The following is a 13,839-nucleotide window of genomic DNA, read 5'->3' as shown; positions in this document are numbered from 1 at the left end:
GACCGTCGCGCTCCGGGCGTCCCCGCCCAGGAACGCCCCAGTCGGGAACGTCCCGTGGAGGAACGCGCCGCCAGGAGGCGTGGTGCGGGCGCGGGCCGGGCCACCGACCCCGCGGCTTTGCTGGACCGGCTCACGCTCGGGTCCGGCCGCGTCGAACGCGTGACCCACGTGGAGCACGTTCCCGCCCGGCAGGGACGTACGGTCGAGTGGCCTTCCTGGGTGCCGCGACAGGTCCTCGACCGGCTCGCCGCCGCCGGCATCCACCGCCCCTGGACTCACCAGGCGCTCGCCGCGCAGCTGGCTCGGGACGGCGAGCACGTCGTCCTCGCCACCGGGACCGCCTCCGGGAAGTCCCTCGGCTACCTGCTTCCGGTGCTCAGCGAGATCCTCACCGGCCCGGACGGGGAAACCACCCGCCGCCGCGCCGGCACCGCGTTGTATCTCTCCCCGACCAAGGCGCTGGCCGCGGACCAGTTCCGCGCGGTGAGCGAACTTGCCGGCGAGGACGCGCTCGCGACCACGTGCGACGGCGACAGCGGGTGGGCCGAACGCGACTGGGCCCGCGACCACGCGGCGTACATCCTGACCAACCCCGACATGTTGCACCGGTCGATCCTGCCCGCCCACGCGCGGTGGGCGAGGTTCCTGGGCTCGCTGCGGTACGTCGTCGTCGACGAGTGCCACCACTACCGCGGCGTGTTCGGGTCGCACGTCGCGCAGGTGCTGCGCCGGCTGCGCCGGATCGTGGCGCACTACGGCGCTGATCCCACGTTCGTGCTGGCCTCCGCGACTGTGTCCGAGCCGGCCGGTTCGGCGAGCCGGCTGACCGGTGTGCCGGTACGCGCGGTGGCCGAGGACGCCTCACCTCATGGCGGGCTGGCGTTCGCGCTGTGGGAGCCGCCGTTCACCGGGCTCACCGGCGAGGGAGGCGCGCCTGTCCGCCGCAGCGCCACCGCGGAGACGGCCGACCTGCTCGCCGACCTCGTGGCCGACGGCGTACGAACTGTCGCGTTCATCCGCTCCAGGCGCGGCGCGGAGGTGGTGGCCGTCCAGGCCCGCGAGCACCTCGCCGAGGTCGCCGCCGAGTTGCCCTCACGGGTCGCCGCCTATCGTGCGGGCTACCTGCCGGAGGAACGCCGCGCCCTCGAACGCGCCCTGCAGAACCGCAGCCTGCTCGGCGTCGCGGCGACGAACGCACTCGAGCTCGGCGTGGACATCGCCGGGCTGGACGCCGTGCTGGTCGCCGGCTATCCGGGCACTCGCGCCTCGTTGTGGCAGCAGGCGGGACGGGCCGGACGCGACGGCCAGGGCGCGCTCGCGGTCTTCGTCGCCCGGGACGATCCGCTGGACAACTACCTCGTCCAGCACCCGGAGGCTGTGTTCGGCCCACCGGTCGAGGCGACCGTGCTGGATCCCGACAACCCGTACGTCGTCAAGCCACACGTGGCGGCGGCCGCTGCCGAACTCCCGATCACCGACGCCGACATCGACCGCTTCGGCCCCTCCGCGCCCGCCGCGCTGCAGGCACTGGAGGCGGAAGGCATGGTGCGCCGGCGCCCGCACGGGTGGTTCTGGACCCGCCGCGGCCGGGCCAGCGACCTGGCCGACATCCGTTCGGTCGACGGGCAGCTCGTACGCGTGGTGGAGGGGTCGACCGGCCGGCTGCTCGGCACGGTCGACGCCGGCGCGGCACACACGTCGGTGCACGACGGCGCGGTCTACCTCCACCAGGGCGCGACATACGTGGTGGACCACCTCGACCTCGAGGCCGCCGTCGCCCTCGTCGAACGCGCCGAGCCCGACTACTCCACCACCGCCCGCGAGATCACCGACATCGAGGTCCTGGACAGCGAACGCGGCGAGCGATGGGGTGAGGCGACCCTCGACTTCGGCTCGGTGAAGGTGGAGAACCGCGTCGTGGCCTATCTGCGCAGGCGGCTGGTCAGCGGTGAGGTGCTCGGTGAGGTGCCGCTGACCCTTCCGCCCCGCACCCTGCAGACCCGGGCGGTCTGGTGGACGGTGTCGGAGGACCAGCTCGCCGAGGCCGGACTCGGCCGTGCGGACGTCGGGGGCGCCGCGCACGCCGCCGAGCACGCGGCCATCGGCCTGCTGCCGTTGTTCGCCACCTGCGACCGGTGGGACGTGGGCGGAGTCTCCACCGCCCTGCATCCGGACACCGGCCGGATGACGGTGTTCGTCTACGACGGGCACCCGGGCGGCGCGGGTTTCGCCGAGCGCGGCTTCACCGCGGCCGCACAGTGGCTCGCGGCGACACGCGATGCGATCGCGGCTTGTCATTGCGCCGACGGCTGCCCATCATGCGTACACTCCCCGAAGTGCGGAAACGGCAACAATCCGCTCGACAAGTCCGGTGCTGTCCGGCTGCTGGATGTTCTGCTCAACGGGGCGCCGCGCGAGGCCCGGCCTGTCGAAGGAGATGACGGCACATGATCGTCGTCGGAGTCATTCTGGTGCTCGTGCTGATCGCTTCCGCGATCGGTATCGCGGTTGGAGGTGGTCAGCCGACGGCTGTCGAGCTCGGGCCACTGCGGATCGAGAGCTCCACCGCGACCTTCTTCTTCATCGGCGTCGGCGTCACGATCGCGGGCGCGTTCGGTGTCTGGTGCCTGGTGGTCGGCACCAAGCGGTGGCGTACCCGTCGGCGGGAGCTGAAGGAACTACGCCAGCGGCCGGCCGACGGCACCGGCACGGCTGCCGGCGGCGGCACGGCTGCCGGCGGCGGCACGGCTGCCGGCGGCGGCTCCACGGCCGGTGGCGGCTCCACGGCCGGTGGCCAGGTGGGGTCCGGCTCCGGCGGGACCAGCCAGGCCGCGGGCGGGGCCACAGCGCCGCGGCACGCCGCCGACGCGGGGACCTCCCCGGGATCGGGCGAGTCCGGCGCCGCTTCGAGCGGACCGACCGAGCACGGCACTCGTGACCACCCGACCGGTGAGCCCGGCCGGCCCGGAAGCGCGGGCGGTCCCGGAAACGCAGGCGGTCCCGAAGACACCGGACGCCGCACCGACCCCGGTGGGCACGCCAACAGGTCCGTCTCGCCGGCCGGCGAGCCTCAGCACGGTGTCCGCCAGGACCCCATGCCGTGAGCACCTGACCTCCGCCCGCGCCCTCCGCGGGCCTCTCGCGTCGACTCCGGGCACCTTCACTGTCAGGGCGGTTGGGTGGTCGGGCCGGCGCGTGCTCGTGCCCGCACGACGAACAGCTCACCTCCTGGCGCGGCCGGATGCGCCTCCACGGTCACATCCACCTCGCTCCCTTCCACCGCACAGGCGACGAGGCGAGCCCGGTGTGCCGCCGCGATCCGGTTGGCCACGGCGCAGGCGGATCCGAGCTGGTCCGGGCGAACCGCCGCGGCCGACAGCGCCGCGAGGTCCGCCGCGGTGTCGGCTCTGCGACCCGCGCTCACGACGGCGACCATCGTCGTCGACACCACCGCCGCCATGACCACGATCGCGGCCGCCGCCAACGTCCAGACGCTGCCGCTGCCGCGTTCACGTCCGCGCCCGAACGCCTTCGCCACCGGTAGGTTGATCTGCGCCAGGCAGTTCGCGTGTGCCATGTCAGGAGACCCCCGGCTCGAGCGCCACGACCGCGTGCCCGCCCACCGTGACCGCCGGCAGCCTGGACAACACCGGCCAGGACGGCCTGGCGTCCGCGACCACGTCGACGCTCGCCACACCGCCGCCGCGACGCACCGTGATCCGGGCGCCCTCGGGCGCGCTGCGCCTCCCCTCCTCCTCGCCGGCGTCGACGGACTCACCGCGGGCCACCGCGCGAGCGGTGTCGCGTGCGGCGTCGACGCAGCGGGCCTGGATTCCGACCACCGCGACCACCCACGTCATTCCGAGCGTCACCGCGACCAGCGCGGTCAACGTCACCGCGGTCTCGGCCGTCACCATGCCCGCCTCGCCGCGCCTTCCCGGCTCCACCTTCACGTCGCCTCCGTTCACCTTCGCTCCAGCACCACGACCGCCTCACCACTCTCCTCGTCCACTGCCGCCGGGGTGGCCGGCCCGCCCGGACTCGGCAGGCGGGTCGGCCCCCGCGATCAGCCCGCCAGGCTCAACGCGGCCTTGACGAGCTTCATCAACAGCTGCTGCACCTCCGAACTCGTCAGCAGCTTGATCAGCAGACCGGCGAAGCTGGCCGCGGCCACGGTGCCCACGGCGTACTCCGCCGTGGTCATGCCCCGCTCGTCCGGGCGAGAGAGCTGACGCACCTTGCGCATAGGTACCTCCAGGAGTTCCGGCGACCGGCCGGTCCGGCGCCCCGATGCCCGAGGCGATGCATCGACAATGCTGGAAAGATGACGGCGGGAGTGCGGTCCCACCCGGCCCTGAGGACAACTCGGCCGGCCCGACACCTGTGGACGAATCACCAACCCTGCAAAGGGGTCTGGGCACACAGGTAGAAGAGCACCGACTCGAGGACAGGAGCGATTCGACAACCGATCCATCTGCGCAAGGGCAGGTTGACACGGGCTCCGAGGCGCGCATCACGATCACGGGAAGGAGCAAAGACGCACGTCCCCGCATGGCGGCATCCGCCGGGCTGGCCCGAGACGAGCCGGACCCTCAACGCAGGAAGGCGTCCACCGCGCCCGCGACCAGCGGGACGATGCCCACCAGGACGAACGCGGGAAGGAAGCACAGCCCAAGTGGCGCGGCCGCGCGTACCCCGACCGTTCTGGCGCGCTGGTCGTTTCGCGCCCGGAGTGCGGCCCGGGCATCGTCGGCCAGCCGGTCGAGAGTGCTCGCCAGCGGTGCACCGGAGTCCCAGACCCGCACCATGGCCCGCCCGAACGGCGCCAGCCGCTCCTCGGCGAGGAAGCCGGACCATGCCGTTCGGGCGTCCGCGCCGAGCCGGAACCCCGTGGCCACCTGTGCGAGCGCGCTGCCCGTGGGCCCTTCCAACTCCTCCGCGATGGCCTCGATCGCCCGCTGGGGTGAACTGCCGGCACGCAGGCATCCGGCCAGCAGGTCGGCGACGAATGGTAGGTCCGCAGCGAGTTGTTCGCGGCGACGGCGCACCTCCCGGGGCTCCAGTCGGCCCAGCACCCACGGCACCGCGAACGCCGCGACCACCCCGAGGACGAGCCCGGTGACACCCCCCACGACCACCGCGGCCGCGCACCCCGCGAGTACGGCGGCCAGCGGCCGGATTCGCCGCTCTCGCCCGCGCACCGGCGCGCGTTCGCGGGACACCGGAGGCCGTGGACGAACGCGGTCCAGTCGCCGGCGAGCCCTCGCCGGGGCGGCCCACGTGAGCACCGCCGCGCCGACGAGGGCGGCGACCAGGAAGCTCACGGTCGTCCCTCCGCGCGGGCAGCCAGGCGTTCGACCCACCACACGCCGGTCGCGGCAAGGAGCGTGCCCAACAGCAGGCAGCCCAGGCCGTAAGGAGTTCGGAGGAGGAAGGCCAACGGGTTGGCGCCGACTCCCGCACCGAGAGCCAGCCCCAGGAGCGGCATGACGGCGAGCATCCGGGCAGTGGCCCGAGGTGCCGCCAGGGTGGCGGCGACCTCTTCCCGGAGACGCTCCTCCGCCCGCATCCCGTGGGCGATCCGCTCCAGAACGACGGCGAGGCCGGCTCCGGTGCCTCCGGCAACCGACCACGCCACGGCGAGCCGCCGCAGCGGCTCCGTACCCGGCGCGCGCACCATGCGCAGGGCGGCAGGCACGTCACCGCCCATCCTGCTCACGGCGGCGACCGGTGTGAGGTCGGGGAAGATGCCTGCCGCGGCCACGAGTGCCTGGTCGGCGCTGCGACCTGCGCGGAGTTCGGCAGCGACGGTCTCGGTCGCCTCCCACAGGGCCGCTCGCCGGTGGCGCACGGCCCGGCGCCGGGACCACACGCCGCCGAGCCGACGGCCGAGCGCATGGAGTGGGTGAGTTCGAAGAGAGCGGGTCCGCCGACCGCTCGGAGATGAATCGGAGCCGGTGCCGCGGTTCGCAGGACGCCCGCCGCCGGCAGGCGGCGCGGCCGCGGAGCCTTCCGTGCCCAGGCGACGTAGCAGAGTGCTCGGCGGGGCCGGCACGCACAGGGCGACGGCAAGACCGACCAGGCAAGCGACGATAACCGCCCCGGAGCTCATCGAGCACCACCACGGTCGCCCACGTCCCGCCTGGTCAGCAACCGGCGCAGCCGGGGCAGGCCGGCACCGACCCGCACCTCGCCGTCGGCGTCGAACCTCACCGCCGACACTGCCGCCACCAACCCGTTGGCCTGGCGTTCGAACACGCAGATCTCGCCCACCCGACGTCGACCGTCCCGGCCACGAACCAGATGCACGTCCACGTCGACCGCCGCGGCCAGTTGGCTGTGCACGGCGGCTCGTCCCAGTCCGGCGGCGACGCCGAGCGCCTCGATCCGCGCGGGCACCTCCGCGGCGGAGTTGGCGTGCAGCGTGCCGCAGCCGCCCTCGTGGCCGGTGTTGAGCGCCGCCAGCAGGTCGACGACCTCAGCTCCCCTGACCTCGCCGACCACCAGCCGGTCGGGCCGCATCCGCAGCGCCTGTCGCACCAACGTACGAACGGTGATCTCACCCGCGCCCTCGAGGTTTGCCGGGCGCGCCTCCAACGCGACGACGTTCGGGTGATCGGGCGCCAGCTCCCCTGAGTCCTCCACAAGGACGAGCCGATCGGATGCCGGGACCAGGGACAGCAGGGCGGCCAGCAGCGTGGTCTTCCCCACACCGGTGCCACCCGACACGAGGAACGCCAACCTGGCCTTGACAAGCCTGCCGAGAAGCTGCGCGCCCTCGACCGGCACCGAACCCTCGGCCACCAGCTCGTCGACCGCGAAGGCACGCCGGCGCGGCACGCGCAGCGAGATGCAGGTGCCGCGCGTCGACACCGGCGCCAGTACGGCGTGGAATCGGGTGCCGTCGGCCAGCCGTGCGTCCACGAACGGGGTCGCGTCGTCGAGCCGTCGCCCGGCACCGCCGGCCAGGCGCTGGGCGAGCCGTCGTACGGCGGCCTCGTCGTCGAAGGCGACGTCGGTGGGTTCGAGCCCCGCACCGCGATCGACCCACACCTGTCGCGGGCCCTGGACCAGTACGTCGGTCACGGCAGGATCGGCGAGGAGTGCCTCGAGCGGGCCGGCACCAGCCAGCTCGCGGCGCAGCGTCTCCACGATGCGCAGCACGGCGGCATCGCCGAGGATCCGGCCCTCTGCCCCGAGCGCGGCGGCCACCCGGGCCGGCGTTGGATCGACGGCCTGCTGGGCCAGCACCTGGCGAACGCGATCGAGCAGTCCCTGGTCGACCGTCGCGGCGGTCGCGGCCCCGGTCATGCGGCCGTTCCGTTCCGACGGGCCCGCCGGTCCGGGCGCGCCCGCCGGGCGGGCCAGGCGTCGAGGTCCGCAGCCGACTGCGATGACTGCGATGACTGTGCCGACTGACGGGGTGAGCCGATGCCCAGGTCTGCCAGCAGCCGTCGGCACAACGCCGCGAGCGGGCCCTTGCCACGGCGACCGGGCGCCTCGCCGTGTTCGAGCATCACGTCCAGCCGTGGCTCGGGTGCGAGTTCGCCGGCCAGGGGAAGCTCAAGCGCGGCAGCCACCACCTCACCGTCCAGCCCAGCCGGTGACGGCCCGCGGACCACCAGCCGAAGGTCGGACACCAGTGCGCTCACGGCCGACCTCACCCGGGCGGCGGCCGCGACCGCGCGTACCTCGGCGGGGACGACCAGCAGCGCGAGGGTGCACTGTGCCAGTGCCGCTTCTGTGGCCTCGTCGAGGTGTCTGGGCAGGTCGACCACCACAAGGTCGCCACCGCGCACAGCCGCGTTCAGCACCGACCGCATCGCCGCTCGCGGGATGGTGAGCAGGTCGCCGCGGTCCCAGGAGAGCACCACCAGGTCGTCGACGCGCGGCAGCGCCGACCGCAGGGCACCCGCGCTCACCCTCCCCTCGGTCGCCACCAACTCCGGCCATCGCATGCCCGTGCAGTCCTCACCGCCGAGGATCAGCTCGATGCCACCACCGAGCGGATCGCCGTCGACCAGGAGGCTTCGTACGCCGCGGCCGGCGGCCGTCACCGCAAGTGCGGCGGCGAGCGTCGACGCTCCCGCCCCACCACGTCCGCCCACGACGCCGACCGTGACCGCCTGCCGCCCCTCACCCTCGGCGGCGTCGGCCAGCCGATGGACGATCCACTGCTCCGCGTCGGGGAGCTGCAGAACGTGCTCGGCGCCGAGTTCGACCGCGCCCTGCCACAACCCGCGGCTGTCCAGGGTGTGACTGACCACCACGACGTCCGGGCGTCGGGGCGGGCTCACGCGGGCGAGGTCCGCCACGAGGTCGGCGCCGACCAGGACAAGAGGGGCCGCGGACCATAACCGGCGCGCTATTCCGGCGTCGGCCGCCACCTCCAACCCGGCACCGGCCGCCGTCCCGAGCCGGACGAGATCGTCGAGGAGGAGTTCGTCTGCCGTCGCGACGACCGGTCGCGACCCGGGCAGGAGTCCAGACATGGAGAACCTTTCGAACCAGCCACAGAAGGGCGGAGAGCGGTCGGAACGGCACTCACGATGCCTCGCCGGTGACAGCGGCGAGCGGGCCCGAGCCGGGCCTGTGGACGGGTCCACCGATGTCGTCGGTGTGGAAAACATCCGGGAAACGGCGGTGTGAAGCCACGAAAGTCGGAGGGTTCGCGAGGGTGCGCGCCGGGCAGGAGAGCAGACGACACGAGCTACACAGGAGACAGCCCCCGCCGGGGGGGAGAGCGGGGGCTGTCCCTGGCCTCAGCGCGCTCGGCGAGCTGGGCCGGCACCAGCGGCGAGGGGATCAGCCGCTGAGATTCAGCTTCCCTCGGCGAAGTCGTCTCAAACTTCGGACGAGGGTTCACACTCAGTTTGTCTCACGGGTGTCCGCCGCGCCAATCCTTCGCGGTAAAAGGCCGTGGCCGCCCACGATGATCCCCGTTGGGTCCAGCCGATTCGGCCGATACCCCGGAATTCTCCGCAATCACTCAGACTTGTGCCCGGTCGCTCCCATTGCCGGTGGGATGCAGATCGCCCGGTGAGCGAAGCCGTTACCGAAAAGACCACTGCCCGACGGCGAACCGTTGTGCACAGAGCGTTCCGGCCTCCCCCGTGCGGACCTAGGCTGGTGGACGGCCATGGGATCGGCCGGACGACGAGCCCGATCCGGACGAGCCCGATCCGACGAGCCGACCGACAGCCCGACCGACAGCCCGACCGACGACGGACGAGGACCTGCCGACGATGCCCGACGAAGACCCGCGCCGGCCCGACCGCGGCCACCGGACTGCGGCGTTCTTCGACCTGGACAAGACAATTCTGGCCAGGTCGAGCACGCTCGCCTTCAGCCGCCCGTTCTACAACGGTGGTCTGATCAACCGGCGTGCCGTGCTGCGCTCGGCGTACGCACAGTTCGTCTACCTTCTTGGCGGCGCCGACCACGAGCAGATGGAGAAGATGCGGGCCTACCTGTCGGCGATCGTCACCGGGTGGGACGTGCAGGGCGTGAAGGACATCGTGGCCGAGGCCCTCCACCACGTCGTCGAGCCGCTGGTGTTCGCCGAGGCCGTCGCGTTGATGGCAGACCACCAGGCCGCCGGCCACGAGGTGGTCATCGTCTCCTCCTCCGGGCAGGAGGTCGTCGGGCCGATCGGTGAACTCCTGGGCGCCGACCGGGTGATCGCCACGAGGATGGGCGTCGAGGACGGCAAGTACACCGGCGTGATCGACTTCTATTCCTACGGCGAGAACAAGGCGACCGCCGTACGCGAGCTCGCCGCCGAGCGGCACTACGACCTGGCCGAGTGCTACGCGTACTCCGACTCGATCACCGATCTCCCCCTGCTGCAGGTGGTGGGCCACCCGTACGCCGTCAACCCCGACCGCGCCCTGCGCCGCATCGCGGCGGAGAACGGCTGGCCGACCCTCCGGTTCGCCCGGCCGACCGCGGTGGACGGGACCGGCTCGCGCACTGCCGGCCGCCGGCCCGCGCTGGCCGTCGCGGCGTGCGCGGGCGCGGCGGTGGCGGTGGTGTGGGCCGTCCGCAGCGGCCGGATCTCCGAAGTACGCGCCCGGGTGGATCTTCGCGCCGAAAGTAAAGATCTTGGCCGGGCCCTTTCCTTCGCGGGACGAAGGTCGTAGAAAGGCAGTACGTCCCGTGGGGCCAGAAGAAGCGCTCCGGTGTACTTCTGATCGCACGAGACGTGCACGCCGGCCGGGGCACCCACGCGACGACCAGCCCATCTTCGAGGGCGGTCGCTTCGGATCCTGGATTCCCGGGACCGAATCGACACCAAGGTGCGCGCTTGGTCACCCGGCCGACGTGCGCCTACCGCGCTCGCCTCGCCCGCCTCCTTCGCCCGGCGTGGACGCGTCGTACGACCTGCGCGGATGGAACGATTCCCCGACGACCGGACAACCGTTCCGCGTCGGTTCGCTGCTTATCCCCGCCTGGGGTTCGCGATCTGCGTCGTTGCGTACGACGAAAACGTCTGCGACGTAGGACAAACCGGCGGTTCCGCGCCGTATCGTCGCGGCATGGCGGCGTTCGGTGGGCACTCGCCCGGAGAGCCCTCGTTCGAGGTCCTCGACGACGGACGCGTCGAGGAGACGACCGCCGGCGGACCTCGCCACGGAGGCGGCCGCCGGCTGCGGAGTCGTCGGTTCGTGCCCCTGGTCGCGGCGCTGCTCGTAGGCCTCGTCGGTGGAGCGGCGGCGACCATCTGGTGGGTTCGCCAGCCCGGGGGCATCGCCCACACCGAGCCTGTCCGGTTGTTCGCCCAGGTAAGCTCCGGCGCCGACGAGCCGGACGACCGCGCCTGCGTGTCGGTCCTCGTCGTCCTGCACAACCTCGGAGACCACCCCCTCACCATCGAACGCGTCGACGTCCGGCTACCGCGGCTGCGAACGAGCCGGCAGTGCCCACCGCCGGAGCAGCCCGCGGGCGACACGGCCATCCGGCCGGCCGGCTACCTCGCGTACGTCCTTCGCCTCGGACTGGTCTGTCCGTCGTCGGGCACGGACGCCGCCGCAACCTCGCGCTCGACGCCCGCACCTCGCTACACCGCCGTTGCCAGGAGCCCGTTCGGAAAGCGAACCACCGTCACCGGCGGGGTCGACACCACGGGGCTGGAGTCTGGTGCCGAACTGTGCGGCAGGCGTCCCGGCTCACTCACGTTGTGGTGGTCGGGCGAGAACGCGGCGCGGATCGGCGCGCCCGGCCGGACGCCTGCTCTCCGGTTGACGGGGCTGGTCGGCTCCGGCCTTTCCGCGCCGGACGTCGAACTCACTTCGCTGGGTACGGCTGCCGGCAGCGCGTTCGTGATCAGCGCGCACGGTCTGCCGCTTCGCCTGCACTCCGACACCGACCGTCAAGTCGTCGTTGACATCGCGGTACGGGACTGTGCCCGGGCCCGCCGCTTCGCCGACGCCGATCTGGTGCTGACCGCCACCACCCGGCCGGCCGCACACATCTCGGGCACCCTCACCGACGGTCCCCGGTCGCTGACGGTCGCCCTGGTCCGCCTGGTCGACGCCACCTGCGGCGCTCCCGCCCCGGCCCGCTGAGCCGGTGCCGGACCACCCCCGGATCGGCCTCCTCGTCACCTCACGATCGGCCTTCCGATCGCCCAGATCACCCCACACATCGACCGACCCGAAACCGCCGCGGCAATGAGCTCTCGCGTACGATCACCGCACCATGGAAGAGTCGGTACGACGGTCACTGGGACGCTCATTCGGACCCACCGCAGCGGACTACGAACGCAGTCGTCCCGACTATCCTGCGGCCGCCGCGGACTGGCTGCTGGCCGGTCTGGACGACAGCCCTCGCAGGCGTGCCGGCTGGCCCGCGACCGTCGTCGAGCTCGCCGCCGGGACCGGCAAGTTCACCAGGTCCCTGGTCGCGGCCGGCCACGATGTCATCGCGGTCGAGCCCGCCCAGCCGATGCTGGACCGACTGGTCCGGGCGGTTCCCGAAGCCCTCGCAGTCCGGGGAGTCGCCGAGCGGATTCCCCTCGCCGGCAGCAGCACGGACGCGGTACTCGTCGCCCAGGCGTTCCACTGGTTCGACACCGAACCATCGCTGGCCGAGATCGCCCGCGTCCTGCGACCCGGCGGGATGTTCGGCCTGGTGTGGAACTACCGCGACGAGTCGGTCCCCTGGGTGCGGCAGCTGTCCCGCCTGCTCGGCACCGACCGGTCGCAGACCCGGCACGCGGAGGAGCTGATCGAGAAGCTGGAGTGGAGCAGGCTATTCACCCCGCCGAAGCGGACGACGTTCCGGATGTGGCAGCGACTGGACCGGCAGGGGCTGGTCCGGCTGGTCGCGTCCAGGTCGTACGTCTCGACGATGTCTCCGGCCGACCGCGAGGAGCTGCTGTTCAACGTCGGCCAGCTCTTCGACGTGACCGCCCGCCAGCCCGACGGCCTGCTGCTGCCGTACACGACGATCTGTTACCGCGCCGGTGTGCGCAAGTGGTGACGGTCCCGGGTGCGAGACTGATTCGATGAGCAACAGCGGGGACCCCACAGAGTCCACCCGGCCGGCGGCGGAGGAGCCCGGCCGGGCCCTGCACCGCATGGCCGTCGAGCTGGCCGCGATGTCGCAGAACGGCCTGACCTACAGCTCCGACCGCTACGACATCGCCCGCTACGAACGGCTGCGGTCGATGTCGGCCGACCTGATGGGGTTGATCGGTACGCCCGACGCGGCGGAGTTCCGGGCGGCGCTGAACGCCGAGGCCGGGCACGCCACGCCCAAGGTCGACGTACGCGGCGCGCTCTTCCGTGACGACCGCGTGCTGCTGGTCCAGGAGGCAGGCGACGGGCGCTGGACGCTGCCCGGAGGCTGGGCGGACGCGCTGGACTCCCCGTCGGCCGCCGCCGAACGCGAGTTCGCCGAGGAAGCCGGTCTTCGCGTACGCGCACGGCGGCTGGCAGCGGTGCACGACGGTTCGGTCCGCAACGGCCACGCCGGCAGTCCCTGGCACACGTACAAGCTGTTCTTCCTCGTCGACCGGCTGGACGACTCACCACCGCGGGCGGGCCTGGACGGCGAGACCGTCGACGTCGGCTTCTTCGCCCTCGACGAGCTGCCCGCGCTGTCCACCGCCCGGTGCACCGCGGACCAGTTGGCGATCCTGCTCGCCCATCACCGCGACCCCGCCCTGCCCACCGACTTCGACTGACCAACCGACGCCGGCTGACGCATCGGCTTCGACCGACTGGGAGCAGGCCGCGAGCTCGGCCGTACGAGGCACCGCTTTGCCGTTTCGTGAGCGCCACTTGACGAAAACACTTCCGGTGCGCCGCCGACACCTCTACGTTGGCCTCCAACGAAGTCACGGTGCGACACCGGGACGTACCGGTGAGGCACCGCCACAACGTCGGACGCGGCTGCCCGTCGGTAGGCAGGCGCCGCACACAGCGGAGGTGGGCAGCGTGGCCGGACCCGACGCGAGACCGGAGCCGAAACCCGATCCCGGGGCCGGACCGACCGTCTCGGACCACAGCGCGTACGCGGAGATCGCGCACAGCGAGGAGTTCCGCCGGCTGCGCGGGCGGCACCGCGGGTTCGCGTTCCCGTGGACAGTCGCCTTCCTGGCGTGGTACCTCCTCTACGTCGCGTGCGCCAACTGGGCACCCGGGCTGATGAGCACCAAGGTGGCCGGCAACGTCAACGTCGCGCTGGTGTGGGGGCTGCTGCAGTTCCTGTCCACGTTCGTGATCGCGTTCCTCTACAGCCGGCACGCGCGCCGCCACCTCGATCCGGTGGCCGGAGAGCTCAATGACCGGTTCGAGAGCACCCGCTCCCAGACCGGAGCCGCATCATGAGCGG

14 protein-coding genes are annotated in these 13,839 nt (G+C 72.5%); 7 read left to right on the top strand and 7 right to left on the bottom strand.

Going from position 1 to position 13,839, the window contains the following annotated elements; genetic code table 11:
- Positions 1-54: 54 nt before the first annotated feature.
- Together BLU27_RS09195 and BLU27_RS09190 are read left to right on the top strand one after the other, a co-directional pair.
- Entirely contained in the window at positions 55-2,451 is a 2,397-nt protein-coding gene (locus tag BLU27_RS09195; RefSeq protein WP_092652391.1) for a DEAD/DEAH box helicase, read from the top strand.
- Positions 2,448-3,104, top strand: coding sequence for a hypothetical protein (locus BLU27_RS09190; protein WP_092652389.1), 657 nt, complete (start codon positions 2,448-2,450; stop codon positions 3,102-3,104). Before BLU27_RS09195 ends, BLU27_RS09190 begins: the two co-directional genes overlap by 4 nt.
- Before the next feature lie 62 nt (positions 3,105-3,166).
- Here BLU27_RS09190 and BLU27_RS09185 read toward each other — a convergent pair whose 3' ends face one another.
- The 7 genes from BLU27_RS09185 to ssd all read right to left on the bottom strand — a co-directional run bounded on the left by BLU27_RS09185 (position 3,167) and on the right by ssd (position 8,492).
- On the bottom strand, positions 3,167-3,577 hold the full coding sequence (locus BLU27_RS09185; protein ID WP_092652387.1) for an Rv3654c family TadE-like protein: 411 nt from the start codon (positions 3,575-3,577) through the stop codon (positions 3,167-3,169).
- A 1-nt stretch (position 3,578) separates the two neighbouring features.
- Positions 3,579-3,968, bottom strand: a complete 390-nt coding sequence (locus BLU27_RS09180) for a TadE family type IV pilus minor pilin (protein ID WP_197681747.1) — start codon at positions 3,966-3,968, stop codon at positions 3,579-3,581.
- A 98-nt stretch (positions 3,969-4,066) separates the two neighbouring features.
- A complete protein-coding gene (locus tag BLU27_RS09175) occupies positions 4,067-4,246 on the bottom strand; it encodes a DUF4244 domain-containing protein (RefSeq protein ID WP_092652385.1) in 180 nt (59 codons plus the stop codon).
- Between the two features lie 346 nt (positions 4,247-4,592).
- A complete protein-coding gene (locus BLU27_RS09170; protein WP_241827870.1) occupies positions 4,593-5,324 on the bottom strand; it encodes a type II secretion system F family protein in 732 nt (243 codons plus the stop codon).
- Complete coding sequence (locus BLU27_RS09165) at positions 5,321-5,872, bottom strand: type II secretion system F family protein (protein WP_157728358.1); 552 nt, start codon at positions 5,870-5,872, stop codon at positions 5,321-5,323. Before BLU27_RS09165 ends, BLU27_RS09170 begins: the two co-directional genes overlap by 4 nt.
- A 236-nt stretch (positions 5,873-6,108) precedes the next feature.
- Positions 6,109-7,311: a TadA family conjugal transfer-associated ATPase gene (locus tag BLU27_RS09160; RefSeq protein ID WP_092652381.1), complete on the bottom strand. Its 1,203-nt coding sequence runs from the start codon at positions 7,309-7,311 to the stop codon at positions 6,109-6,111.
- A complete protein-coding gene (ssd, locus tag BLU27_RS09155; protein WP_092652379.1) occupies positions 7,308-8,492 on the bottom strand; it encodes a septum site-determining protein Ssd in 1,185 nt (394 codons plus the stop codon). Before ssd ends, BLU27_RS09160 begins: the two co-directional genes overlap by 4 nt.
- Before the next feature lie 753 nt (positions 8,493-9,245).
- On the opposite strand from ssd, the gene BLU27_RS09150 reads away from it, so the two are divergent.
- The 5 genes from BLU27_RS09150 (at position 9,246) to BLU27_RS09130 (ending at position 13,835) form a co-directional block, all read left to right on the top strand.
- Positions 9,246-10,142, top strand: a complete 897-nt coding sequence (locus BLU27_RS09150) for an HAD family hydrolase (RefSeq protein WP_092652377.1) — start codon at positions 9,246-9,248, stop codon at positions 10,140-10,142.
- A 396-nt stretch (positions 10,143-10,538) separates the two neighbouring features.
- On the top strand, positions 10,539-11,567 hold the full coding sequence (locus BLU27_RS09145; RefSeq protein WP_092652375.1) for a hypothetical protein: 1,029 nt from the start codon (positions 10,539-10,541) through the stop codon (positions 11,565-11,567).
- A gap of 133 nt (positions 11,568-11,700) precedes the next feature.
- The gene (locus BLU27_RS09140) at positions 11,701-12,483 is read left to right on the top strand and encodes a class I SAM-dependent methyltransferase (RefSeq protein ID WP_092652373.1); all 783 of its coding nucleotides are present in this window, start codon (positions 11,701-11,703) and stop codon (positions 12,481-12,483) included.
- Positions 12,484-12,508: 25 nt separating this feature from the next.
- Positions 12,509-13,189, top strand: coding sequence for an NUDIX hydrolase (locus BLU27_RS09135; RefSeq protein ID WP_092652371.1), 681 nt, complete (start codon positions 12,509-12,511; stop codon positions 13,187-13,189).
- Between the two features lie 253 nt (positions 13,190-13,442).
- A complete protein-coding gene (locus BLU27_RS09130) occupies positions 13,443-13,835 on the top strand; it encodes a DUF485 domain-containing protein (protein WP_172804918.1) in 393 nt (130 codons plus the stop codon).
- Positions 13,836-13,839: the final 4 nt, after the last annotated feature.

This window comes from Actinopolymorpha singaporensis (assembly GCF_900104745.1).
Taxonomy (GTDB): Bacteria; Actinomycetota; Actinomycetes; order Propionibacteriales; family Actinopolymorphaceae; genus Actinopolymorpha; species Actinopolymorpha singaporensis.
The sequence above is the reverse complement of the archived record's forward strand: the minus strand, read 5'-3'. Positions and strand labels throughout refer to the sequence as shown.

Coding starts and splice junctions, on each gene's coding strand:
- BLU27_RS09160 (WP_092652381.1), bottom strand. CDS start 7,311: ATGACCGGGGCCGCGACCGCCGCGACGGTCGACCAGGGACTGCTCGAT.
- BLU27_RS09145 (WP_092652375.1), top strand. CDS start 10,539: ATGGCGGCGTTCGGTGGGCACTCGCCCGGAGAGCCCTCGTTCGAGGTC.
- BLU27_RS09135 (WP_092652371.1), top strand. CDS start 12,509: ATGAGCAACAGCGGGGACCCCACAGAGTCCACCCGGCCGGCGGCGGAG.
- ssd (WP_092652379.1), bottom strand. CDS start 8,492: ATGTCTGGACTCCTGCCCGGGTCGCGACCGGTCGTCGCGACGGCAGAC.
- BLU27_RS09140 (WP_092652373.1), top strand. CDS start 11,701: ATGGAAGAGTCGGTACGACGGTCACTGGGACGCTCATTCGGACCCACC.
- BLU27_RS09150 (WP_092652377.1), top strand. CDS start 9,246: ATGCCCGACGAAGACCCGCGCCGGCCCGACCGCGGCCACCGGACTGCG.
- BLU27_RS09185 (WP_092652387.1), bottom strand. CDS start 3,577: ATGGCACACGCGAACTGCCTGGCGCAGATCAACCTACCGGTGGCGAAG.
- BLU27_RS09190 (WP_092652389.1), top strand. CDS start 2,448: ATGATCGTCGTCGGAGTCATTCTGGTGCTCGTGCTGATCGCTTCCGCG.
- BLU27_RS09175 (WP_092652385.1), bottom strand. CDS start 4,246: ATGCGCAAGGTGCGTCAGCTCTCTCGCCCGGACGAGCGGGGCATGACC.